General features: G+C 65.4%; 25 protein-coding genes, 1 pseudogene and 1 riboswitch. Of the genes and pseudogenes, 12 read left to right on the forward strand and 14 right to left on the reverse strand.

Going from position 1 to position 21,086, the window contains the following annotated elements; translation table 11 throughout:
* Window positions 1–22 precede the first annotated feature (22 nt).
* From ACQ651_RS00445 to ACQ651_RS00500, 12 genes and pseudogenes are all read left to right on the forward strand, one after another.
* Complete coding sequence (locus tag ACQ651_RS00445) at window positions 23–913, forward strand: hemolysin family protein (protein WP_430447813.1); 891 nt, start codon at window positions 23–25, stop codon at window positions 911–913.
* Between the two features lie 2 nt (window positions 914–915).
* Entirely contained in the window at window positions 916–2,445 is a 1,530-nt protein-coding gene (gene lnt, locus ACQ651_RS00450) for an apolipoprotein N-acyltransferase (protein ID WP_430447815.1), read from the forward strand.
* 34 nt (window positions 2,446–2,479) lie between these two features.
* Window positions 2,480–2,530: riboswitch (SAM-SAH riboswitch) on the forward strand.
* Window positions 2,531–2,536: 6 nt separating this feature from the next.
* Window positions 2,537–3,718: a methionine adenosyltransferase gene (gene metK, locus ACQ651_RS00455; RefSeq protein ID WP_430447817.1), complete on the forward strand. Its 1,182-nt coding sequence runs from the start codon at window positions 2,537–2,539 to the stop codon at window positions 3,716–3,718.
* 16 nt (window positions 3,719–3,734) lie between these two features.
* Window positions 3,735–4,142 (forward strand): annotated as a pseudogene (locus ACQ651_RS00460) (GNAT family N-acetyltransferase); the annotation flags it as partial.
* A 54-nt stretch (window positions 4,143–4,196) separates the two neighbouring features.
* On the forward strand, window positions 4,197–4,913 hold the full coding sequence (gene trmB, locus ACQ651_RS00465) for a tRNA (guanine(46)-N(7))-methyltransferase TrmB (protein ID WP_430450290.1): 717 nt from the start codon (window positions 4,197–4,199) through the stop codon (window positions 4,911–4,913).
* A gap of 150 nt (window positions 4,914–5,063) precedes the next feature.
* Window positions 5,064–6,416 (forward strand): 3-phosphoshikimate 1-carboxyvinyltransferase, encoded by a 1,353-nt coding sequence (aroA, locus tag ACQ651_RS00470; RefSeq protein WP_430447819.1) that lies wholly within the window; start codon window positions 5,064–5,066, stop codon window positions 6,414–6,416.
* A complete protein-coding gene (locus ACQ651_RS00475) occupies window positions 6,413–6,817 on the forward strand; it encodes a GFA family protein (RefSeq protein ID WP_430447821.1) in 405 nt (134 codons plus the stop codon). The genes aroA and ACQ651_RS00475 overlap by 4 nt, the downstream gene beginning before the upstream one ends.
* Window positions 6,814–7,419, forward strand: coding sequence for a (d)CMP kinase (locus tag ACQ651_RS00480; RefSeq protein ID WP_227284344.1), 606 nt, complete (start codon window positions 6,814–6,816; stop codon window positions 7,417–7,419). The genes ACQ651_RS00475 and ACQ651_RS00480 overlap by 4 nt, the downstream gene beginning before the upstream one ends.
* An 80-nt stretch (window positions 7,420–7,499) precedes the next feature.
* Window positions 7,500–7,634, forward strand: coding sequence for a hypothetical protein (locus ACQ651_RS00485; RefSeq protein ID WP_430447823.1), 135 nt, complete (start codon window positions 7,500–7,502; stop codon window positions 7,632–7,634).
* Window positions 7,635–7,737: 103 nt separating this feature from the next.
* Window positions 7,738–8,259, forward strand: coding sequence for a type III secretion system chaperone (locus tag ACQ651_RS00490; protein WP_227284343.1), 522 nt, complete (start codon window positions 7,738–7,740; stop codon window positions 8,257–8,259).
* Window positions 8,260–8,484: 225 nt separating this feature from the next.
* Window positions 8,485–10,170, forward strand: coding sequence for a 30S ribosomal protein S1 (rpsA, locus tag ACQ651_RS00495; protein WP_227284342.1), 1,686 nt, complete (start codon window positions 8,485–8,487; stop codon window positions 10,168–10,170).
* A gap of 519 nt (window positions 10,171–10,689) precedes the next feature.
* A complete protein-coding gene (locus tag ACQ651_RS00500) occupies window positions 10,690–12,711 on the forward strand; it encodes a PhoX family protein (RefSeq protein ID WP_227284341.1) in 2,022 nt (673 codons plus the stop codon).
* A 69-nt stretch (window positions 12,712–12,780) separates the two neighbouring features.
* On the opposite strand, the gene ACQ651_RS00505 is transcribed toward ACQ651_RS00500, so the two are convergent.
* The 14 genes from ACQ651_RS00505 to ffh all read right to left on the reverse strand — a co-directional run bounded on the left by ACQ651_RS00505 (window position 12,781) and on the right by ffh (window position 20,957).
* Window positions 12,781–13,590 (reverse strand): division plane positioning ATPase MipZ, encoded by an 810-nt coding sequence (locus ACQ651_RS00505; protein WP_430447825.1) that lies wholly within the window; start codon window positions 13,588–13,590, stop codon window positions 12,781–12,783.
* 251 nt (window positions 13,591–13,841) lie between these two features.
* Window positions 13,842–14,063, reverse strand: a complete 222-nt coding sequence (gene rpmE / locus ACQ651_RS00510; protein WP_121896575.1) for a 50S ribosomal protein L31 — start codon at window positions 14,061–14,063, stop codon at window positions 13,842–13,844.
* An 11-nt stretch (window positions 14,064–14,074) separates the two neighbouring features.
* Entirely contained in the window at window positions 14,075–14,458 is a 384-nt protein-coding gene (rplS, locus tag ACQ651_RS00515; protein WP_121896576.1) for a 50S ribosomal protein L19, read from the reverse strand.
* 49 nt (window positions 14,459–14,507) lie between these two features.
* Window positions 14,508–15,338 carry a tRNA (guanosine(37)-N1)-methyltransferase TrmD gene (trmD, locus tag ACQ651_RS00520; RefSeq protein WP_430447827.1) on the reverse strand — a complete coding sequence of 277 codons (831 nt, stop codon included), beginning with the start codon at window positions 15,336–15,338 and terminating at the stop codon, window positions 14,508–14,510.
* Complete coding sequence (locus ACQ651_RS00525) at window positions 15,331–15,846, reverse strand: hypothetical protein (protein WP_227284338.1); 516 nt, start codon at window positions 15,844–15,846, stop codon at window positions 15,331–15,333. Before ACQ651_RS00525 ends, trmD begins: the two co-directional genes overlap by 8 nt.
* Window positions 15,843–16,367 (reverse strand): ribosome maturation factor RimM, encoded by a 525-nt coding sequence (gene rimM, locus ACQ651_RS00530; RefSeq protein WP_227284337.1) that lies wholly within the window; start codon window positions 16,365–16,367, stop codon window positions 15,843–15,845. The genes ACQ651_RS00525 and rimM overlap by 4 nt, the downstream gene beginning before the upstream one ends.
* A gap of 3 nt (window positions 16,368–16,370) precedes the next feature.
* Window positions 16,371–16,511 (reverse strand): hypothetical protein, encoded by a 141-nt coding sequence (locus ACQ651_RS00535; RefSeq protein ID WP_199709218.1) that lies wholly within the window; start codon window positions 16,509–16,511, stop codon window positions 16,371–16,373.
* 67 nt (window positions 16,512–16,578) lie between these two features.
* The gene (gene rpsP, locus ACQ651_RS00540; RefSeq protein ID WP_430447828.1) at window positions 16,579–17,019 is read right to left on the reverse strand and encodes a 30S ribosomal protein S16; all 441 of its coding nucleotides are present in this window, start codon (window positions 17,017–17,019) and stop codon (window positions 16,579–16,581) included.
* 40 nt (window positions 17,020–17,059) lie between these two features.
* The gene (locus tag ACQ651_RS00545; protein ID WP_227284335.1) at window positions 17,060–17,356 is read right to left on the reverse strand and encodes a chorismate mutase; all 297 of its coding nucleotides are present in this window, start codon (window positions 17,354–17,356) and stop codon (window positions 17,060–17,062) included.
* Window positions 17,353–17,862 (reverse strand): GNAT family N-acetyltransferase, encoded by a 510-nt coding sequence (locus tag ACQ651_RS00550; RefSeq protein ID WP_430447830.1) that lies wholly within the window; start codon window positions 17,860–17,862, stop codon window positions 17,353–17,355. Before ACQ651_RS00550 ends, ACQ651_RS00545 begins: the two co-directional genes overlap by 4 nt.
* Complete coding sequence (locus tag ACQ651_RS00555; RefSeq protein ID WP_375550564.1) at window positions 17,859–18,374, reverse strand: GNAT family N-acetyltransferase; 516 nt, start codon at window positions 18,372–18,374, stop codon at window positions 17,859–17,861. The genes ACQ651_RS00550 and ACQ651_RS00555 overlap by 4 nt, the downstream gene beginning before the upstream one ends.
* A complete protein-coding gene (locus ACQ651_RS00560; RefSeq protein WP_430447831.1) occupies window positions 18,371–18,913 on the reverse strand; it encodes a GNAT family N-acetyltransferase in 543 nt (180 codons plus the stop codon). Before ACQ651_RS00560 ends, ACQ651_RS00555 begins: the two co-directional genes overlap by 4 nt.
* Window positions 18,910–19,455 (reverse strand): GNAT family N-acetyltransferase, encoded by a 546-nt coding sequence (locus ACQ651_RS00565; protein WP_430447832.1) that lies wholly within the window; start codon window positions 19,453–19,455, stop codon window positions 18,910–18,912. Before ACQ651_RS00565 ends, ACQ651_RS00560 begins: the two co-directional genes overlap by 4 nt.
* Entirely contained in the window at window positions 19,452–20,957 is a 1,506-nt protein-coding gene (gene ffh, locus ACQ651_RS00570; protein ID WP_430447834.1) for a signal recognition particle protein, read from the reverse strand. Before ffh ends, ACQ651_RS00565 begins: the two co-directional genes overlap by 4 nt.
* Window positions 20,958–21,086 lie beyond the last annotated feature (129 nt).

Genomic DNA, 21,086 nt, shown 5'->3' on the forward strand with positions numbered 1-21,086 from the left:
GGTGTATTTTTGGAAAGGAGCCATGAGCTCAAGCCCTGACCCGTCGTCTAGCGCAGCGCAGAGCGCGCCACAGACGGATGAGTTGCCTGAACGGAAACCCGGCTTTTTCGCCCGGTTCTTTGGCACTGCCCCCGACCCGGAACCGGAGAGTATCAACGGTGTGCCCGCATTGCCCGCAGTGGACGGCGCGCCGGGGCTCGTGCCCGGCACCGGCATGTCCAACCTGCGCCGGTTGCGGGTGGAGGATGTCTCCATCCCGAGGGTCGAGATCATTTCGGTCTCCTGCGATATCGAACTGGACGATCTGGTTGCCGTGTTCCGCCAGAGCGGTCTGACGCGGTTGCCCGTTTATGACGGTACGCTCGATACGCCCATCGGCATGGTTCACCTGAAGGATGTCGCATTGCGATACGGCTTCAACGGCGGTGGCGGCGGGTTCTCGCTTCGCACGATGCTGCGGCCCTTGCTCTACGCGCCGCCATCCATGCCCATCGGTGTGTTGCTGCAGAAGATGCAGACGGATCGGACCCATATGGCGCTGGTGATCGACGAATATGGCGGGGTCGACGGGCTGGTGACCATCGAGGACCTGATCGAGCAGGTGATCGGCGAGATCGAGGATGAACACGATGTGGAGGAAGACCGGCCCTGGCTGATGGAGGATGCCGGCTCCTATCTGGCGCTCGCCCGCGCCCCGCTCGATGAATTCGAGGCGGAGATCGGGATGAAGCTGGTCGAAGAGGCCGATGAGGATGAAATCGACACGCTGGGCGGCGTGGTGTTCGTCCTGACGGGCCGGGTGCCCGCGCGGGGCGAGGTGATCCCCCATCCGTCGGGCGCGGAATTCGAAGTGGTGGACGCCGACCCCCGGCGAATCAAGCGATTGCGCGTGCGACTTCCGAAAGGCTCCTGAACTTGACCACGGCCAATTCCGTGTCCGAGTGGCTGGCGGCCCGCTCCGTCCGCCAGGGTCTGGCTCTGGCCATGACCGCCGGGGCGGTCGGCGGGCTGGGACAGGCGCCTTTCGATCTTTCGCTACTGGCGGTCATCGGTCTTGCCGGTCTGGTGGTGCTGGTTCTTCGCGCCGATACGGCACGGCGCGGTTTCTCGCTCGGGTTGAGCGGCGGGGCGGGATACTTCGCCGTTTCCCTGCATTGGATCGTCGAGCCCTTTCTAGTCGACCCGCTCCGCCACGGCTGGATGGCGCCTTTCGCCTTGCTGTTTCTGGCCGTCGGTCTGGCGCTTTTCTGGGCGGTGCCGTCGGCGCTGGCGGTGCGGCTGGCGACCGGGCCCGGCCAACGGGCCTTGCTCTGGACGGCGCTCCTGACCGCGGCCGAATATGCGCGGGGAACGGTGCTGACCGGGTTTCCATGGGCGCAACCGGGCCATATCTGGATCGATACGAGCCTGTTGCCGCTGGCCGCCTTTGTCGGCCCCTACGGGATGACGTTTTACACCGTCGCGGCCGCGGCTCTGATCGCGGTGGGGGTGCTGCGGGAGCGCTGGTGGGTCTTGATCGTGCCGGGCATTCATGCGGGGCTGGTCGGGCTTGCACTGACGGTTCCGCCCGCCCCCGATGCCGCGCCCGATGCCCCGGTCCTGCGTCTGGTGCAGCCCAATGCCGCGCAGCATCTGAAATGGCAGCCGGACATGATCCCGGTCTTCTTCGCCCGCGCCGTGGACCTGACCGCCGAGCCGCCGCAGCGTGATGGCCGCCCGCCCGCCCTTGTTATCTGGCCGGAAACGTCGCTGGCCGCACTTCTAAACCAGTCCGAAGACTGGCGTGCCGTTATCTCACAGGCGGCGGGGCTGGTTCCGGTGATCCTCGGCGCGCAGCGGCTGGAGGGGGTCACGGCGCGCAATTCCCTGGCGCTGCTCGATGAAACCGGTGGGATCGCCGCGATCTACGACAAACACCATCTGGTGCCCTTCGGCGAATACATGCCCTTCGGCGATCTCTTGTCGCGCTTCGGCATCGACGGGCTCGCCGCCGCCCTGCAGACCGGCTACCGGCCCGGGCCCGGGCCGCAGGCGTTGGATCTTGGCACTCTTGGCCGCGCCTTCGCGATGATCTGCTACGAGGCGATTTTTCCGGGCTATATCCGCCGGATAGAGCGTCCCGACTGGATGGTGCATATCACCAATGACGCGTGGTTCGGGCAGTTTTCCGGCCCCTATCAGCACCTTGCGCTGGCCCGGTTGCGCGCGGCGGAGCAGGGTCTGCCGCTGGTCCGTGCGGCCAATACGGGCATCTCGGCAGTGATCGATGGCCGCGGCCGGGTGCTGGACAGCCTGCCCCTGGGCGTGGCGGGGGCGCTGGATGTCGCTTTGCCGCCAGCATTGCCGCCGACGCTCTATGCCCGTACCGGCGACTGGCCCGTATTTCTGGTTATTCTGGCCGCGCTTTTCGCCGTTACCGCAAGACGCCGCGTCAACAGGCATTGAACCCCGCCGCACTTGGGCGTAAGGCATGCCGATCAAGTCTCCACAACGGCTTCCTGGCGTGGGGAAAGACATATTCAATGGAGCATTCCCCATGTCGCGACAGAACTTCTCCTTCACCTCTGAATCCGTCTCGGAGGGCCATCCGGACAAGGTGTGTGACCGCATTTCGGACGCGGTTCTGGACGCGCTGATCACCGAGGAGCCCGTAGCGCGGGTCGCCTGCGAGACCTTCGCCACCACCAACCGGGTGGTGATCGGCGGAGAGGTGGGATTGAGCGATCAGGACAAGCTTCACGATTACATGGAGCGGATCGAGGACATCGCGCGGGAGTGCATCCGGGATATCGGCTATGAGCAGGAGAAGTTTCACCACGAGACTGTGGAAGTGACCAACCTGCTGCACGAGCAATCGGCCCATATCGCGCAAGGCGTCGATGCGTCCGGCAACAAGGACGAAGGCGCCGGCGATCAGGGGATCATGTTCGGCCATGCGGTGGCGGAGACGCCCGAGCTCATGCCCGCCCCGATCCATTACGCCCATTGCATCCTGCGCCGTCTGGCCGAGGCGCGGAAATCCGGCGCCGAGCCTGCGCTTGGCCCCGATGCCAAGAGCCAGCTGACCGTGCGCTATGAAGATGGCATGCCGGTGGAGGTGACCTCCGTCGTGCTGTCGACGCAGCATCTGGATGAAACCCTCACCAGCGAAGATGTGCGCGCGATCGTGGAGCCGTATATCCGCGAAGAACTGCCCGACGGCTGGCTGAACGGGAATACCGAATGGTGGGTGAACCCCACCGGAAAATTCGTGATCGGTGGCCCCGATGGCGATGCCGGTCTGACCGGGCGCAAGATCATCGTCGACACCTATGGCGGTGCGGCCCCCCATGGCGGCGGCGCGTTTTCCGGCAAGGATCCGACCAAGGTGGACCGTTCGGCGGCTTACGCGGCCCGCTATCTGGCCAAGAACGTGGTCGCGGCCGGTTTGGCCCATCGCTGCACGATACAGCTCAGCTATGCGATCGGGGTGGCCAAGCCGCTGTCGATCTATGCCGACACCCATGGTTCGGGCAAGGTGCATGAAAGCCAGATCGAGGCCGCCGTGGCGCAGATCATGGATTTGACGCCGCGCGGTATCCGGACACATTTGCAACTCAACAGGCCGATCTATCAGCGGACGGCGGCCTATGGCCATTTCGGCCGCGCGCCGGATGCCGACGGCGGGTTCAGCTGGGAGCGGACCGATCTGGTCGAGGCGTTGAGAGCGGCCGTTTGAGATAAGGGTCACGCCGATGACGGAGGTGCTGCGCGCAGGTCTTGCCGAAGACGCCCCCGCCCTTGCCGACGTGCATCGACGTGCGATCGCCGCTGTCCCCGACGACATTCTGTCGCCGGAGCAGCGCGAAAGCTGGGCCGCCGGGATCTCCCCCGATGTCTATCTGCGGGCCTGCGCGGCGGGCGAAGCGTTTGCTCTGGCCGAGATTGACGGAGCCGTTGCGGGGTTTTGCAGCTATCGGACCGGATCGCCCGACGCCGAAATCGTGGGCCTGTATGTGGACCCGGCCTTTCAGAACCGTGGCATCGCCCGTCGGCTGACCGAACTGGTGGAGGCGCGGCTTTTCGACAGCGGTGCGACACGGATCGAGTTGAAGGCAGGCCCCGCCGGGCAGGCGGTATGGGGCGCGCTTGGCTATCAGGTGATCGGGCGCGGCACCCATGACAGCCGGGGCGGACTGGCGCTACCCGTCGCGGTGATGGAGAAGGCGGTGACTGACGCGGCCCGCCGCCCGGCGCGAAACTTCTATGGCCGCCGCAAGGGCCAGCATCTGAAAAGCAGTCAGGCGCGGTATCTGACAGAGGATCTGGCGGCGCTCTCGCCCGGTCCGGTGGATTGGGAGACGAACCCAGAACGCCGGCCGCTCGATCTTGGTGCGCTGTTCGGCGGGCGGGAGGTCTGGCTCGAAGTGGGGTTTGGCGGTGGCGAACACATGGTCCATCAGGCGGCGGCGAACCCGGATGTGGGCATCATCGGCTGCGAACCCTACATCAACGGCGTCGCGATGCTGTTGGGGAAGATCCGCGCCGCGGGTGTGGAAAATCTGAAGGTCCATCCCGGCGATGCGCGCGACCTCTTCGATGTGCTTGAAGACCGTGCCGTGTCGAAGGCATTCCTGCTCTATCCCGACCCGTGGCCCAAGACCCGCCATCACCGCCGGCGCTTCGTGACGGCGGAGCATCTGGCCCCGCTGGCACGCGTTCTGAAACGGGGGGCCGAGTTCCGGGTGGCGACGGATATCCCCGACTACGTGCGCCAGACCCTGCTGGAAGTGCCCAAGGCCGGGTTCGATTGGCTGGCCGAGGGGCCGCGGGACTGGCGGACCCCGTGGGAGGACTGGATTGCGACCCGCTACGAGCAGAAGGCGCTGCGCGCGGGCCGGGTGCCACATTACCTGAGTTTCCGGAAAAACTAGAGGCCGCCGCGCTGGCTCTTGCCCGAAGTTACCCGGGGGGCGCCTTGCCGCGCCCTGTCCGGGCAGCCGTTCCTGAACGCACAGAAGGGGTGTGGACCGCGCCGAAGGGGCGGTTTATCACCGCGGGCGACTGAAGATGAGGTGACCTTGATGTCTGGCCATGGCGATCCGGTTCCGATGACCTCCCGCAGGGCGGGGGCGTTGCGCGGTATTGCGGAGGTGCCGGGCGACAAGTCGATCTCCCACCGGGCGCTCATTCTGGGGGCGATGGCCGTCGGCGAGACGCGGATCACCGGATTGCTGGAAGGTCAGGACGTGCTGGACACGGCCCGCGCGATGCGGGCCTTCGGTGCCGGGGTGAAGCAACATGGGCCGGGGGAATGGTCCGTCTTCGGGGTCGGCGTCGGCGGTTTTGCAGAGCCCGATCAGGTGATCGATTGCGGCAATTCCGGCACCGGTGTGCGGCTGATCATGGGGGCGATGGCGACCTCGCCGATTGTGGCCACCTTCACCGGCGACGCCAGCCTGAACGGGCGGCCGATGGCGCGGGTCACGGACCCGCTGGCGCTGTTCGGCACGCAGGTCATGGGGCGTTCCGGCGGCCGCCTGCCGATGACGCTGACAGGCGCCGCAGAGCCGGTTCCGGTTCGCTACACGGTGCCGGTGCCCTCGGCGCAGGTGAAATCCGCGGTGCTTTTGGCCGGGTTGAATGCGCCGGGCCAGACCGTGGTGATCGAAGCGGAGGCGACGCGGGACCATACCGAGCGCATGCTGGCGGGGTTCGGCGCTGACATCGCGACCGAGATGACCGGCGAGGGACGGGTGATCACCCTGACCGGGCAGCCCGAATTGCGCCCGCAGGCGATCGACGTCCCGCGCGATCCGTCCAGCGCCGCCTTCCCGGTCTGTGCCGCGCTCCTCTGCGAGGGCTCCGACGTGCTGGTGCCGGGCATCGGGCTGAACCCGACCCGGGCGGGACTTTACGAGACCCTGCGCGATATGGGCGCCGATCTGACCTATCAGAACATGCGCGAGGAGGGTGGGGAGCCGGTGGCCGATCTCCGGGCGCGCTACTCCCCGGATATGACAGGCATCGAGGTGCCGCCGGAACGTGCGGCCAGCATGATCGATGAATACCCGATCCTGTCCGTCGTCGCGGCCTTCGCCGAGGGGCGGACGATGATGCGCGGCGTCCGGGAACTGCGCGTGAAGGAGAGCGACCGGATCGCGGCGATGGCCACCGGGTTGCGCGCCAATGGCGTGAAGGTGGAGGATGGGCCGGATTGGTGGGCCGTGACCGGCATGGGGCCGGGCGGGGTGCCGGGCGGCGGGATGGCCGCGAGCCATCTGGATCACCGGATTGCCATGTCCTTCCTCTGCCTTGGGATGGCGGCGAAAAAGGCGGTGCGGGTCGATGATGCGGGCCCGATCGCGACCAGCTTTCCGATCTTCGAGACGCTGATGGCGGGGCTTGGCGCGCGCATCGAACGGAGCAACCGATGAGTACAGGATCCTGTCTTTGCGGCGCGGTCCGCTATGTCGTCTCCTCGCCGCTGCGCCCGGTGATCGCCTGCCATTGCGGGCAATGCCGCAAGTCGAGCGGGCATCATGTGGCCGCCACCTCCGCGCCGCGCGAGCATGTGGAGATAGAGGGGCGCGTGACCTGGTACGCCTCTTCGGACATTGCGCGGCGGGGGTTTTGCGGCATCTGCGGATCAAACCTGTTCTGGGACGGGCCGGGCAGCCACCTGTCGATTTTCGCAGGCACGCTGGACGGAGATCCGGGCATCCGTCTGGCGGGGCATATCTTCTGCGCCGACAAGGGCGCCTATTACGAGATCACCGACGGGCTGCCGCAGGCGCCGCAGGACGATCCGTCGCTGACGACACAGGTGATACCATGAGTTTCACGGTGGCAATCGACGGCCCGGCGGCCGCGGGCAAGGGTACGATCAGCCGTGCCGTTGCTCAGCATTTCGGCTTTGCACATCTCGATACCGGATTGCTGTACCGGGCGGTGGGCCGGCGGATGCTGCATGGCGAAGACCCGGTCGAGGCCGCAGGACGCTTGCGGGCCGCGGATCTGGAGGGCGACGACCTGCGCGGCCCGGATGTGGCGCGGGCCGCCAGCAAGGTGGCCGTGATCCCCGAGGTGCGCGCGGCGCTTGTGGATTTTCAGCGCGCCTTTGCCACCCGCGCAGGCGGCGCCGTTCTGGACGGGCGGGATATCGGCACGGTGATCTGCCCCGATGCCCGGGTGAAGCTGTTTGTCACCGCCAGCGCGGAGGTGCGGGCGGAGCGGCGTCTGGCGGAGCTGAAAGGCAGGGGGCTGGACACGGATTTCGAGACAGTGCTTGCCGATGTGCGCGAACGCGATGCGCGCGACAGCGAGCGGGCGGAAGCTCCGATGGTGGCCGCCGCCGATGCGGTGGTTCTGGACACCTCGGATCTGAGTATCGAGGCGGCGGTCGCCCGGGCGATCGCCACCGTCGAAGAGGCGCGATAAGCGGGGAGCCCCGTCTCACCCTCGCCCGCGGGGGTGGCTCCACGGACCGGTCGCGTGCCTGAAGGATCCTCGTCGATGGCGTGAAGACCGCAAAGCTCGGGGCCGGTTCCAGCGTCGAGATACCGGTCGCCACGGATCTGAACAGGGTTCAGGCGGCAATCGACCGGGGCCCGCGGCGGGCGGTCCGGGCCATCGGGCCGGGCGCCGGCAACTAGCTCAGCCTCAGGCGGCTCTGACCGGTCACCAAAGCGTGGTTTGGGCGTGTGGGGCAGGAGGGTCTAGTCTGGGCGCGACCTCGTTCCGGAAGGAGTATGCCCGATGCTGATACGCGCCTTTTTCCTCGTCGCCGTTCTGGCCGCGACGCCGCTTGCCGCGCAGCAGGCAGACCCGCCGATGACACCCGAAAGGGTCGCCGCGATCCTGCTGGCGCTGGATCCGGATGCGGCGGCCTCCGGTCAGGGAGTGGAGCTGACAATCGAGGATGTTCCGGTTCTGGTGGTGATGGATCAGGCCGCCAACCGGATGCGCGCCATGGTGCCCGTGGCCTCGGCCGACGCGCTGAGCGAGGCCGATCTGGCCCGCGTGATGCAGGCCAATTTCGATACCGCGCTCGATGCGCGCTATGCCATCGGGCAGGGGCGTCTCTGGGCCGTCTATGTGCATCCTCTGGCGGAGCTGCACGGTGCGCAGCTGATCGAGGGAATTGCCCAGACGGTCAATCTGGCGCGGAGCTATGGCACGCTTTACACCAGCGGCTCACGGATCTTCGGCGGCGGTGACAGCCCCGGGATCTATCGCGATCTGCTGGAGGATCTCTTGCAGCGCGGTCAACCTCTCTAGATACCGGGAAGCGCCATCCGCCAATTGTGCCGAAGCCCTTGCCAGCAAGGGCCCGCCGGGGTATAGCAGCCGCGTCAAGTCGGCGGGCAACGCCGCGGATCGAGCAGGGTCGGGTCTCCCCCGGCCCTGATCGTTTTCCGGCAATGCGTGTCAAAGACCAACCCCAAAGACCGGCGGAGACAACCGCGCGGCCAGATAAAACCCTGATAAGGAACGTTAAAACGCATGTGCGCTAAAGCAACCATGGAGGAATTCGAAGCCCTCCTGAACGAAAGCTACGAAATTGACACGCCCGAAGAGGGCAGCGTTGTCAAAGGCAAGGTCATCGCCGTCGAGGCAGGCCAGGCCATCATCGATGTCGGCTACAAGATGGAAGGCCGTGTCGATCTGAAGGAATTCGCAAATCCCGGCGAGGCCCCCGAGATCAGCGTGGGCGACGAGGTGGAGGTTTACCTTCGCAATGTCGAAAACGCCCGGGGCGAGGCCGTGCTGTCCCATGAGATGGCCCGCCGCGAGGCCGCGTGGGATCGTCTGGAAAAAGCCTATGCCGATGAAAACCGCGTCGAAGGCGCGATCTTCGGCCGGGTCAAGGGTGGGTTCACCGTGGATCTGGGCGGCGCGGTTGCGTTCCTGCCCGGCTCTCAGGTCGATGTCCGCCCGGTGCGCGACGCGGGCCCGCTGATGGGCCTCAAGCAGCCGTTCCAGATCCTCAAGATGGACCGTCGCCGGGGCAACATCGTCGTCTCCCGCCGTGCGATTCTTGAAGAGAGCCGTGCCGAACAGCGCGCCGAGGTCATCGGCAAGCTGGCCGAGGGCGACGTGGTCGACGGCGTGGTTAAGAACATCACCGAATACGGGGCCTTCGTGGACCTTGGCGGTGTGGACGGCCTTCTTCATGTCACCGACATGGCGTGGCGCCGCGTGAACGACCCCAAAGAGGTTCTGTCCATTGGCGAAACCGTCAAGGTGCAGGTCATCAAGGTCAACAAGGAAACCCATCGTATCAGCCTCGGCATGAAGCAGCTGCAGGACGATCCGTGGGATTCGGTCGAGAGCAAGTATCCGCTCGACAGCACCCATACCGGCCGCGTGACCAACATCACCGATTACGGTGCCTTCGTGGAACTGGAGCCCGGTGTCGAAGGGCTGGTTCACGTCTCCGAGATGTCCTGGACCAAGAAGAACGTGCATCCCGGCAAGATCGTGTCGACCTCTCAGGAAGTCGAAGTCATGGTGCTGGAAATCGATACCGCGAAACGCCGCGTGTCGCTTGGCCTGAAGCAGACCATGCGGAACCCGTGGGAAGTGTTCGAAGAGCAGTATCCCGTGGGCACGCAGGTCGAGGGCGAGGTCAAGAACATCACCGAATTCGGTCTGTTCGTGGGTCTCGACAACGACATCGACGGCATGGTGCACCTGTCGGATCTGACATGGGAAGGTCGTGGCGAGGATGTGATCGGCAACTACCGCAAGGGGGACGTGGTTCAGGCCGTGGTCTCCGAGGTTGATACCGACAAGGAGCGCATCAGCCTTTCGATCAAGGCCGTGGAGGGTGACCCGTTCGCCGAGGTTGTCGATGGGGTCAAGCGCGGCTCCGTCGTGACGGTGACCGTGACCGCGATCGAGGATGGCGGGATCGAGGTGGAGTATGAAGGCATGAAATCCTTCATCCGCCGCAGCGACCTCAGCCGTGACCGGGCCGAGCAGCGTCCCGAACGGTTCCAGATCGGTGACAAGGTCGATGCCCGCGTGACCAACGTGGACGCCAAGACCCGCCGTCTGGGTCTGTCGATCAAGGCGCGCGAGATCGCCGAGGAAAAGGAAGCCGTCGAGCAGTTCGGCTCGTCCGACAGCGGCGCATCGCTTGGAGACATTCTGGGCGCGGCGCTGAAGAAGGGCGACGACGACTGAGCGACCCGAGCTCCGAAAAATCCGAAAGGCCCCGTCCATGCGACGGGGCCTTTTTCATTGAACCGCCCCGGCAGGCCCGAGCGATCCGGCGATGGTGAACCACGGTCCCTCACCCTGTCTGCCCGCGGTCATGCGATCCCGTTGGGCCCATTTCTCAGGGCGCGCCGAACGGCAGCAATAGGGTGCGGCTCTCCCGGCGATAGGATGTTTCTTCACCGGCCCCCATGCCCGGCTTTTCCTATGCCGGCCATCGGCGGCACCTCTCCGCCGGACAGGCGGAAAACCGCTGTATTTCCAAGGCTCTCTTCCCGCTTCATTTGCTCCGGCCCGCCGCGTTGAGGCAGACTTCGCGGTGTCGGGGATGTATCTGCCGGGCCGTTTCCTCCCATCGGAGGCCGGAACCGGAAACCTTGTTACGACCCCGTTACAATCCTGCGGTCTAACAACCGCGCGCGGTCCGGGATGCTCCGGGACCGCTCCCCATGCAGCATTGCGTTCAGCGCCACAGGGAGGCCCTTCATGAAACGTGACGACATCATCAGCAGTGATGACTACGGCAACAAGGCCGAAGCCTTCGAAGCCTTCGACGACATCCCGACAAACCCCAATCTCGGCAACACCATCGGCGATGTGATCAACCGCCGCTATGGCCGCCGCGACGTGATGCGCGGCGCATTGGCGGTCTCCGCGACCACTGCACTCTTCGGCACCTCGGCCATCGTGGCCCCGGGCCGCGCCGCCGCCGCAACCGCCGCCGACAGCCGGTATGTCTTTGAAGAGCTGCCCTGGGGCAACGACGTGAACCATCACATCGCCGATGGTTACAACGCCGATATCCTGATCCGGTGGGGCGATCCGATTTTCCCCGACATGGCCGAGTTCGATCCGCAGAGCCAGTCGGCGGAAGATCAGGCGCGCCGCTTTGGCTACAACAACGACTATGTGGGCTTTGTGGAGCTTGAGCCCGGTCGCGGTATCCTGTGCGTGAACCATGAATACACCAATGAAGAGGTGATGTTCCCGGGTCTGGGCCGGCAGGATCGCGACGGGTTCCAGGGCATGACCGAAGAGCTGGTGAATATCGAAATGGCCGCCCATGGCGGGTCGGTCTTCGAGATCGTGAAAGGCGATGACGGCAAATGGTCCGTCGTGCTCGACAGCGAATACAACCGCCGGATCACCGCCGACACCCCGATGACCATTGACGGGCCCGCCGCCGGGCATGCGCGGATGATGACGGGCGCGGACCCGACCGGCCTGGCCGTGAACGGCACCATCAACAACTGCGCTGGCGGGATCACCCCGTGGGGCACCTACCTGATGGCCGAGGAGAACTTCCACGGCTATTTTTGGACCGACACGGTCGATGGCGACGGCGACCCGGATCTCTCCGCGCAGGCCGAGGCCGAAAGCATGGGCCGCTATGGCGTGCCGGGCCGCTGGTATGCCTGGGGCAGATATCACGACCGGTTCAACATTGATGTCGAACCCAACGAGTCCAACCGGTTCGGCTGGATCGTGGAGGTCGACCCGATGGACCCGACCTCCACCCCCGTCAAGCACACCGCGCTTGGCCGGTTCCGTCATGAAGGCGCCGAATCCACCATCGCACCGTCGGGTCAGGTGGTGATCTATACCGGCGACGACAACCGCTTCGACTATGTCTACAAGTTCGTGTCCGCGGGCACCGTGTCCGGCGACAAGGCGCAGGATATGCAGCTTCTGTCCGAAGGCACGCTCTACGTGGCGCGCTACAATGACGACGGCAGCTATGAGTGGATGCCGCTTGTCCATGGCGAGGGCCCGCTGACCGCGGAAAACGGCTTCAACAGCCAGGCAGACGTGATGATCGACACCCGTCTGGCGGCGGACCTTCTGGGCGCGACGCCGATGGACCGGCCGGAAGATATCGAGCCGCGGGGCGATGGCGCCGTCTTTGTCATGCTGACCAACAACTCGCGCCGCACGCCGGAGCAGGTGGATGCCGTCAACCCGCGCCCGGAAAGCAATTTCGGTCATATCCTGCAGATGAACGAGGCGGGCGGCGATCACGCGGCCACCACCGGCACCTGGGATATTCTGGTGCAATGCGGTGACCCGAACATCGCCGAGGTCGGCGCGGTGTGGAACCCCGAGACTTCCGAAAGCGGGTGGTTCGGCTCCCCCGACAACTGCGCGCTGGACGATATCGGCCGTCTGTGGATCTCGACCGACCAGGGATCGGGCTGGGGCCGCACCGGCAAATCCGACGGTCTCTATGCGTTGGAGACCGAAGGCGAGCTGCGCGGTCACTCGAAGCTCTTCTTCCGCTGCCCGGTGGGCGGGGAGCTTTGCGGGCCGTATTTCGCAGACAACTCCGAAACGCTCTTCCTCGCGGTTCAGCATCCGGGCACGGACGGAACAAACGATTTCGTCGGGTTCGAGCGGGATTCGACCTTCGAAGATCCGGCCACCCGCTGGCCCGATTTCGCCGAAGGCATGCCGCCGCGCCCGTCGGTCGTGGTGGTGACCAAACAGGGTGGCGGCCAGATCGGCGTCTGACCCCCGATATCCTGAAACGGAAACGGCCCCGCAGTGCGCGGGGCCGTTTTCATGTGCCCCGAGGGAGGCTCAGAAGTCGATTTCGACGCCGGGCAGGTTCAAACACGCCATCAGATCCCGCACCTCCTGCCGTGCGGCGAGATTGGAGATGTTCAGCCGCTCGACCCCCAGTTCGCGCAGATCCAGAAGGGTCATGCCGGTGGGGAACAATTCACGGAAGATCACGCGCTCGGAAAACCCCGTGCCGACGCGAAAGCCGATACGGCTCGCCAGCCGGTCGAGCGCGCCGCCCACCTTGCGTTTGTTGTGCATCTGCTGCGCGCCCAGCCTGTTGCGCACCACGATCCAGTCGATCGGGTTCAGCCCGGCCTTGGCGCGAAGCTGGCGGGCATGCCAGACCATTTCGGAATAGACGGAGGGGCCGCGAATTTCATAGGTCTCCGGGTCGACCCGGGCCAACAGATCAAAATCGACGAAGCTGTCATTCATCGGCGTGACCAGCGTGTCCGCCAGGCTGTGGGCGACCTGGCTCAGCCGGGTGTGGGAGCCCGGACAATCGATCACGATGAAATCGCACCGTTCCTCAAGATCGGCAACTGCGGCAGACAGGCGGCGATCATAGATATTTTCGCCTTCGCCAAGCTGCTCCGGGCTGATCTGCGGCAGTTCCATCAGAAGCGGGCAAGCGACGCCCAGGTCACGCGCGGCGATGGTGTTCTGCCGGTTCTCGATATAGCGATGAAAACTGCGCTGGCGCAGGTCCAGATCCAGCGCCCCCACCGTATGCCCCATCCGCGCCAGTGCGGTCGCGATGTGCATTGCAGTCGTGGACTTGCCCGAACCACCCTTTTCGTTCCCCAAAACAATGATATGCGCCACGGTGAGCCCCTCGCGTTACCCGTGAAATGCACCCTCATTTGGTGGGGCGCCTGTGAGGCGCGAATATAGGGAAGGGTTGGACGGGTGTTAAGCGGAAAGCCGCGAATGGCCCATATATGATGGTTTGGAGGTCACTTTCGGGCGCGCGGCCGGCACCGATGAGCCGGGATGCGGCTTTTGCGGGCGCCCGAACGGAAAAACGCCACCCCGGTCCGGGATGGCGTTTCTGAATTTTGAAGACAGCCCGGAGATCAGAACCCGAGGCCTTCGTATTTCTTCTTGAACTTCGATACGCGCCCGCCGGTATCCATCAGGCGGGAACTGCCGCCGGTCCAGGCCGGATGCACCGAAGGGTCGATGTCGAGCGAGAGCGTGTCGCCCTCCGCGCCCCAGGTGGATTTCATTTGCACGATATCGCCATTCGTCATCTTGACGTCGATGACGTGATAGTCGGGATGGATGTCTTTTTTCATCTCGCCGCTCCTTACGCTTCAGCGCCAGATTTGGGCTTGTAGTGGGAATCCTCGGCGATCCGGGCCGATTTGCCCCGGCGCGAGCGCAGATAGTAGAGCTTCGCGCGACGGACCCGGCCGCGGCGCACCACGGTGATCGACTCGATATTGGTCGAATGCAGCGGAAAGACCCGCTCCACACCTTCGCCGAAGCTGATCTTGCGGACGGTGAAGGAGCCGGAGATGCCGTCGCCGTTCTTGCGGGCGATGCAGACGCCTTCGTAATTCTGAACGCGAGAGCGGGTGCCCTCGGTCACCTTGTAGCCGACGCGAACGGTGTCGCCGGCCTTGAAATCGGGGATATCCGCCCCGAGGGCGGCAACTTGTTCCGCCTCGATCTGTGCGATCAGATTCATCGCAACTCTCCATATATGATCACGGTTTGCCCGCGAATGTGATGTCCCCTCAGAGCTCTTGGTCTCCGTCCGGGTCCCTATCCTGCGCCGCAAGATAAGCCCGCCAGAGGTCAGGGCGACGTTCCTTGGTCAGCCTTTCGGCCATGGCCTTCCGCCAGCGGGCGATTTTCGCGTGATGGCCTGAAAGGAGAATCTCAGGTATCTCGCGGCCTTCCCAGACGGCCGGTTTCGTATAATGCGGGTGTTCCAGCAGACCTTCGGAGAAGGACTCCTCCTCCGTCGATGCCTGATTCCCAAGCACGCGGGGTATAAGCCGGACGGTGGCATCAATCAAGGCTTGTGCCGCGATCTCTCCGCCGGTGAGGACAAAGTCGCCGATGGAGATCTCCTCCAGCCCGAAATTCTCGATCACCCGCTGGTCCACGCCTTCGAACCGCCCGCAGAGCAGCGTGATGCCCTCGGCCTGCGAAAACCGTTGCGCGTCTTTCTGGGTGAAGGGTTTGCCGCGCGGAGAAAGATACACGCGCGGCCAGCGCTCCGGATCGTCCGGTGTGCCGCGTGCGGCCATGCCAAGCGCGCGGCCAAGCACGTCCGGGCGCATCACCAGACCCGCGCCGCCGCCTGCGGGCGTGTCGTCCACATTGCGGTGCTTGCCGGTGCCGAAGGCGCGCAGATCGACCGTCTCCAGCGCCCAGAGCCCGTCCTGCAGGGCCTTGCCCGTCAGCGATGCCCCAAGGACACCGGGAAACATCTCGGGGAAAAGGGTGATCACTTTGGCCGTCCATGCGCCCTTCAGGCGAGGCGAGGGCGTCAGCAGATCGCGGGGCGTCGCGCTGGCCGAAATCGACAGCCGGCCATGGGATCTGGGCGCATCAGCCACTTGCGCCTCCGATGGTCAGGGCCTCGAAAACGGGCTCGCGGATGGCCGCGACGACACCGGCGCTGATCTCCGCATTGCTGAGCCAGCGCTGGCCGTCTCCCGGTTCGGGATGCCAGCCGAGGATCACCACCTGCCGGGCGACATCCGGGCGGGGGTCCGGGTCGCGTGCCGCGCGGGTGTGGGGATCGGCGGACCGGGAGCCGTGAACGCGGATCGACCGCCCGCCCGGTTTCAGGCAGTCCTCGATCGGCCGGGCCAGAAAGGCGGCCGCATCATGAAGCCAGCTTACCGCAAGGTCGAAATCCCGGGGCAGAGCCGAAAGCCGTCCAGTGGCATCCGGCCCCGACCAGTCGATGGGCACCGCCGTCGCGCCAAGCTCCTTGGCAAGCGCCTCGGGCCTGCGGGCAAGCAGGGTCAGGTGATTGCAATGGCCCGCGATCCAGCGGCTTGCATCCGCCAGCATGCCGGTTCCGCCGACCACCAGAACCTTGTCGAATGCCGGGGTCATGTGCTGCTGTCCGGATCGTCGAAAAGCCCCTCCGGCGGGTCGATGATGATCCGCCCGGATGTCAGATCGACCGTCGGCACGATGTCCCGGGTGAAGGGGACAAGAACGCCGCCTTTACGGCCCTTGGGGCGAAGCTCCAGAAGATCGCCCGCCCCGTGATTGTGAACAGCATGGACCTTGCCATGATCGGTGCCGCCGGTGTCGAGCACCGTCAGCCCGATCAGGTCGGCATGGTAGAACTCGTCGTCGGGCAGGCCGGGCAGCGCGTCGCGCGGCGCATAAAGCCGGGTGCCACGCAGCGCATCCGCCTGTTCCTTGCTCGTCACGCCGGAAAGCCGCACGGCGAAGCCGGTTTTGACCGGGCGGGTTATCTTCAGGGTGAAGCTGCGGCTGCCATCCTCGCTGGAAAGCGGGCCGTAATCTCCGATCGCGGCGGGATCGGCGCAGAAGGACTTGACCCGCGCCTCGCCCTTGACCCCGAAGGACCCCGTGATGGCGCCGACGCAGATCCGATCTTTCATCGCCTAACCTTCCGCGCAGAAACCGGCCCGCATCCATGCGCCGCCGGAGCGCTCGCACAGACCCTGCTGGTGGCTCCGCTCGAACAGGACACCGGCCAGAAAGGCCAGCAGAAGCAGAGCGACAAGACGGATCAGGCGAAACATATACGGGGTGTCCCGGTTGATTGGGGGTGCGGCCCGACCGGCAGGGGCCGGGCCGCACGCAACCTGATTATTCGGTCTTTTCTTCCTCGGAAGGCGTGTCTGCGGCCGCGGTCTCTTCCACGACCGCCTCTTCCGCGGGGGCCTCCTCCTCGGCCGGCGCTTCGGCGGCGGCGGCAGCTTTCGCGGCCTTCTCTTCGGCGCGTTCGATGGCCTTCTTGCCGGGCTCGGCCTTCTTCATGTTTGCGCGCTCTTTCTTCTCGATCACGCCGGCGGCTTCCAGAAAGCGGGAAACGCGGTCGGTGGGCTGCGCGCCCTCGTTCAGCCAGTGCTGCACGCGCTCCATATCCATCTTCACGCGCTCTTCGCTGTCTTTCGGCAGAAGCGGGTTATAGGTGCCCAGTTTCTCGATATAGCGCCCGTCGCGGGGCATGCGGCTGTCGGCGGCCACGATGCGATAGAAGGGACGTTTTTTCGAGCCGCCGCGGGCGAGCCGGATCTTCATAGCCATGGGGTGATCTCCTTTGATGGCGTGGACAGGCAGATGCCTGTTATTCTTGGTGTTTCTTGTGATGCTGAATGACTTCAGCGATGATGAAGTTCAGAAACTTCTTGGCGAATTCCGGGTCCAGATCGGCCCGGCGCGCCAGGTCTTCAAGCCGTTCGATCTGCTGCGCTTCGCGCGCGGGGTCGGACGGGGGAAGGTCGTGATCGGCTTTGAGGCGGCCCACCGCCTGCGTGCGCTTGAACCGCTCGCCAAGCGTGTAGACGAGGATCGCATCCAGCCGGTCGATGCTCTCGCGGTGCTCTTTCAGAAGCGCGGCGGCGCGGGTGGCGGCATCACTCATTGCGGAGTCTCCGGAGCGGTGTGGCGATAGACAAGCGTGTCGGGTTTCGGTTTTGCGGCCGCTTCGTCCAGCGTGCAATCAAGCCGCTCGGCCAGCGCAATGGAGCGGGTATTGCCCGGCGCGATATAGCTGACCGCTGTTGTCCAGCCGAGCGTGCCGTAGCAGTAGTCGCGGGCCGCTTTCGCCGCCTCGAACGCATAGCCCTTGCCCTCCGCCCCGTCGAACATCAGCCAACCGATTTCTGTTTCTGGCCAGCCGTCGGGATAATAGGGCCCGACAAGGCCGATGATCGTATCCTCACCGCGCTGCGTGACGGCCCACAAGCCGTAGCCGCGCACTTCCCAATGACCGAGTGTCGATGCAAAATGCCGCCACGCCGCCGGGCGCGGGACATGACCACCCGCCATCTTCGACCGCTCGGACATGTAGAACGCTGTGGTGGCGTCTTCATCCTGAGCGGCGGGCCGGCGAAGGTTCAGCCGATCTGTGACAAGGATCTCTGTCATGCCAAGGCCTCCGGCGCGGGGTGCCGCCAGACATCCATCGTCCCGAAGAGCTCGTGAGTGAATTGGCCATCGGGCTTGCAGCCCAGGCGTTTCGCCAGGGCCAGAGAGCGGGCATTCCTGCTATCGACGCAGCTGATAACCGTGGTCCAGCCAAGCGTCTCATAGGCATAGGCGCGCACGGCCAGCGCCGCTTCATAGGCGATGCCGCGCCCTTCGCCTGCCGCAAAGAGCGACCAGGCGAGTTCCGGCTCGGGCCATTCAACGGGATGGTGAATCCCGGACACCCCCAAGGGTTCATCGGTGTCTTTGTCGGCGATGATCCAACGGCCATACCCGCGGATCTGCCACTGCCCGGCCAGCGCGCAGAACTGCTGCCATGCTTGCATGGGAGAGTTAGGCCCACCAACAAAGGAGGCCCGATCCGAGCCGCGGAAATCGGCATAGGCGTCGAAATCCGACAGCTGCGGCGCGCGCATGGTCACGCGCTCGGTGGTGACGGTGGGTATGGTCATGCCAGCGTCTCCGGCGCAGGGTGGCGATAGACGAGGCCGGGCTCGTCAGGATGCGGGCGGGCGGCGGTCTCGTCCAGCCGGCAGCCGAGACGTTCGGCCAGCGCGATGGACCGGCTGTTTTGCGGGTCGATATAGCTGACCGCCGTGGTCCAGCCGAGATCCGCATAGGCATGGGCGCGCAGCGTCAGCATCGCCTCGTAGGCGTAGCCCTTGCCCTCGGCCTCCGGGGCCCAGATCGTCCAGCCCAGTTCCTTTTCGGGCCAGCCCTCCGGGTACCACGGTCCGGCGGAGCCGATCGGCAGGCCGGTGGCTTTGTCTTCCAGCACGAAGGTGCCAAACCCGCGCAGCGGCCAGTGCCCCGTGAGAATGGCAAGGACGCGCCATGCGTGACCGATGGCCTTGTCTGCGCCGCCGCCGATGTATCTCGCCCGGTCCGACATCACGAACGGCGCAAGCACCGGAAAGTCCGACGCCTGCGGGACGCGCAGGATCAGCCGCTCGGTCTCCAGCACCGGGGTATGGGCAAGGGTCGGGGTCACGCGAGTGCCTCGTTCTGTGCGGCGGCGGCCGTCCCCCAATGCCGGTAGACGACCGTGTCGCTCGCCGTTTCTCCACGCGGCAGAGCGGCGCGCGGATCGGCCGTGGCGCCGAGGCGTCGGGCCACCGCGATGGAGCGGTGATTTGCCGGATCGATATAACTGACGAGGGAGGCGACGCGGTTCCGCGCCCAGTCAAGCGCCGTCTCCGCCGCCTCGGTGGCGTAGCCATGCCCCTCATGGCCGTCATGAAGGATCCAGCCGATCTCGGGCTCGGGGAAATGGTCCGGCTGTCCGATACCGGCAAGACCGATATGCGGGCCACCCTTCAGATCGATCGCCCAGATACCATGCCCGCGCAAAAGCCAGTCGACCGCGTCGCTTGCAAAACTGTCCCAAGCCTCGCGCCGCGTGAGGGCTCCCATGAACCTGCTGCGCGGGGAGGCGAATGTGGCCGCATAGGCCTCGAAATCACCGAGCCGCAGCGCGCGCAGCGTCAGCCGCGCGGTCTCAAGCGTCGGGATATGGACGGTCACGCCGGTCATTTCTTCTTGCCGAACCCGCTGAGACCCGGGGGAAGCGGCGATCCGCCAAGCCCGGGCAAGCCGCCCGGCTGGCCCATCTGTCGGGCGGCGGCCTCCAGCGCCTTGGGGTCGATGCTGCCGGGGTCCATGTCTTTCAGCGCCTGCGGCGCGCCCCGGCCCATCAACGCACCCAGACCGCCCTTCATCAGACCCTTCTTGCCCATCTTGCCAAGCTTCTTCATCGCATCCGACATCTGCCGGTGCATCTTCAGAAGCTTGTTCAGGTCGCTCACCTCCTGACCCGCGCCTGCCGCGATGCGCTTCTTGCGCGACGCCTGCAGCAGGCCCGGATTGGCGCGCTCGCGCTTGGTCATGGAGTTGATCAGCGCGATCTGGCGGCGGATCACCGCGTCGTCGAAGCCCGCCTCGTCCAGTTGTTTCGACATCTTGGCCATGCCGGGCATCATCGACATCATGCCTTCCATGCCGCCCATCTTGAGCATCTGATCGAGCTGTGAGCGCAGGTCGTTCATGTTGAACTGACCCTTCTGGAAGCGCTTCATCATACGCTCGGCCTGTTCGGCCTCGAGCGTTTCCTGCGCCCTCTCCACCAGCGCGACGATGTCGCCCATGCCGAGGATACGGCCCGCGATCCGCTCCGGCTCGAAGGTCTCGATGGCGTCCATCTTTTCGCCCAGACCCACGAAGCGGATCGGCTTGCCGGTGATCGCGCGCATGCTGAGCGCCGCACCGCCGCGCCCGTCGCCATCCATCCGGGTCAGGACGACACCGGTCACGCCGATCTTGTCGTCGAATTCCTGCGCCACGTTCACCGCGTCCTGACCGGTCAGGCCATCGACGACCAGCAGCGTTTCGCGGGGCTTGGCCACATCGCGCACGGCGGCGGCCTGGGCGATCAGTTCGGCGTCGATATGAAGCCGCCCGGCAGTGTCGAGCATATAGACATCGTAGCCGCCCAGGCTGGCTTGCGTCCTGGCGCGCTTCGCGATCGTGACCGGATCCTCGCCCTTGACGATCGGAAGCGTGTCGACGCCGATCTGGGCGCCGAGGATCGCAAGCTGTTCCATCGCCGCGGGCCGGTTGGTGTCGAGCGATGCCATCAGCACGCGCTTGCCCTCGCGGTCTTTCAGGCGTTTGGCAAGCTTGGCGGTGGTGGTGGTCTTGCCCGAGCCCTGCAGGCCGACCATCAGGATCGGCGCGGGCGGATTGTCGATCTTGAGCGCGCCGGGGTCGCCTTCGCCCCGCAGCGTGCCGATCAACTCGTCATGAACGATCTTGACGACCTGCTGGCCCGGCGTGACCGACTTGGTCACCGCGGCGCCGGTCGCCTTTTTCTCCACCGCCTTGATGAACTCGCGCGCGACGGGCAGGGACACATCCGCCTCCAGCAGCGCCACGCGGACCTCGCGCATCGCGGTCCGCACATCATCCTCGCTGAGCGCGCCCTGCTTGGTCAGGCGGTCAAAGACGCCGGAGAGGCGTTCAGACAGATTTTCAAACATGGGCCACGGCCCCCTTTGTTACCTCTGCTTTGCCCCTGACAGGTAAGGGACATGGCCGAATGCACCAAGGCCCGGCGTCATTTCCATCGGGGGACAAAACCAAACGGGTTTTGCCCCCGTGGGCGAAAC

This window comes from Rhodophyticola sp. (assembly GCF_965284195.1).
Classification (GTDB): domain Bacteria; phylum Pseudomonadota; class Alphaproteobacteria; order Rhodobacterales; family Rhodobacteraceae; genus Rhodophyticola.

Excerpts from the sequence above, each read along its gene's own strand:
- ACQ651_RS00445 (WP_430447813.1), top strand. The coding sequence starts at position 23 with ATGAGCTCAAGCCCTGACCCGTCGTCTAGCGCAGCGCAGAGCGCGCCA.
- metK (WP_430447817.1), top strand. The coding sequence starts at position 2,537 with ATGTCGCGACAGAACTTCTCCTTCACCTCTGAATCCGTCTCGGAGGGC.
- trmB (WP_430450290.1), top strand. The coding sequence starts at position 4,197 with ATGGAGAAGGCGGTGACTGACGCGGCCCGCCGCCCGGCGCGAAACTTC.
- aroA (WP_430447819.1), top strand. The coding sequence starts at position 5,064 with ATGTCTGGCCATGGCGATCCGGTTCCGATGACCTCCCGCAGGGCGGGG.
- ACQ651_RS00475 (WP_430447821.1), top strand. The coding sequence starts at position 6,413 with ATGAGTACAGGATCCTGTCTTTGCGGCGCGGTCCGCTATGTCGTCTCC.
- ACQ651_RS00480 (WP_227284344.1), top strand. The coding sequence starts at position 6,814 with ATGAGTTTCACGGTGGCAATCGACGGCCCGGCGGCCGCGGGCAAGGGT.
- ACQ651_RS00490 (WP_227284343.1), top strand. The coding sequence starts at position 7,738 with ATGCTGATACGCGCCTTTTTCCTCGTCGCCGTTCTGGCCGCGACGCCG.
- rpsA (WP_227284342.1), top strand. The coding sequence starts at position 8,485 with ATGTGCGCTAAAGCAACCATGGAGGAATTCGAAGCCCTCCTGAACGAA.
- ACQ651_RS00500 (WP_227284341.1), top strand. The coding sequence starts at position 10,690 with ATGAAACGTGACGACATCATCAGCAGTGATGACTACGGCAACAAGGCC.
- rpmE (WP_121896575.1), bottom strand. The coding sequence starts at position 14,063 with ATGAAAAAAGACATCCATCCCGACTATCACGTCATCGACGTCAAGATG.
- rplS (WP_121896576.1), bottom strand. The coding sequence starts at position 14,458 with ATGAATCTGATCGCACAGATCGAGGCGGAACAAGTTGCCGCCCTCGGG.
- ACQ651_RS00525 (WP_227284338.1), bottom strand. The coding sequence starts at position 15,846 with ATGACCCCGGCATTCGACAAGGTTCTGGTGGTCGGCGGAACCGGCATG.
- rimM (WP_227284337.1), bottom strand. The coding sequence starts at position 16,367 with ATGAAAGATCGGATCTGCGTCGGCGCCATCACGGGGTCCTTCGGGGTC.
- ACQ651_RS00535 (WP_199709218.1), bottom strand. The coding sequence starts at position 16,511 with ATGTTTCGCCTGATCCGTCTTGTCGCTCTGCTTCTGCTGGCCTTTCTG.
- rpsP (WP_430447828.1), bottom strand. The coding sequence starts at position 17,019 with ATGGCTATGAAGATCCGGCTCGCCCGCGGCGGCTCGAAAAAACGTCCC.
- ACQ651_RS00545 (WP_227284335.1), bottom strand. The coding sequence starts at position 17,356 with ATGAGTGATGCCGCCACCCGCGCCGCCGCGCTTCTGAAAGAGCACCGC.
- ACQ651_RS00550 (WP_430447830.1), bottom strand. The coding sequence starts at position 17,862 with ATGACAGAGATCCTTGTCACAGATCGGCTGAACCTTCGCCGGCCCGCC.
- ACQ651_RS00555 (WP_375550564.1), bottom strand. The coding sequence starts at position 18,374 with ATGACCATACCCACCGTCACCACCGAGCGCGTGACCATGCGCGCGCCG.
- ACQ651_RS00565 (WP_430447832.1), bottom strand. The coding sequence starts at position 19,455 with ATGACCGGCGTGACCGTCCATATCCCGACGCTTGAGACCGCGCGGCTG.
- ffh (WP_430447834.1), bottom strand. The coding sequence starts at position 20,957 with ATGTTTGAAAATCTGTCTGAACGCCTCTCCGGCGTCTTTGACCGCCTG.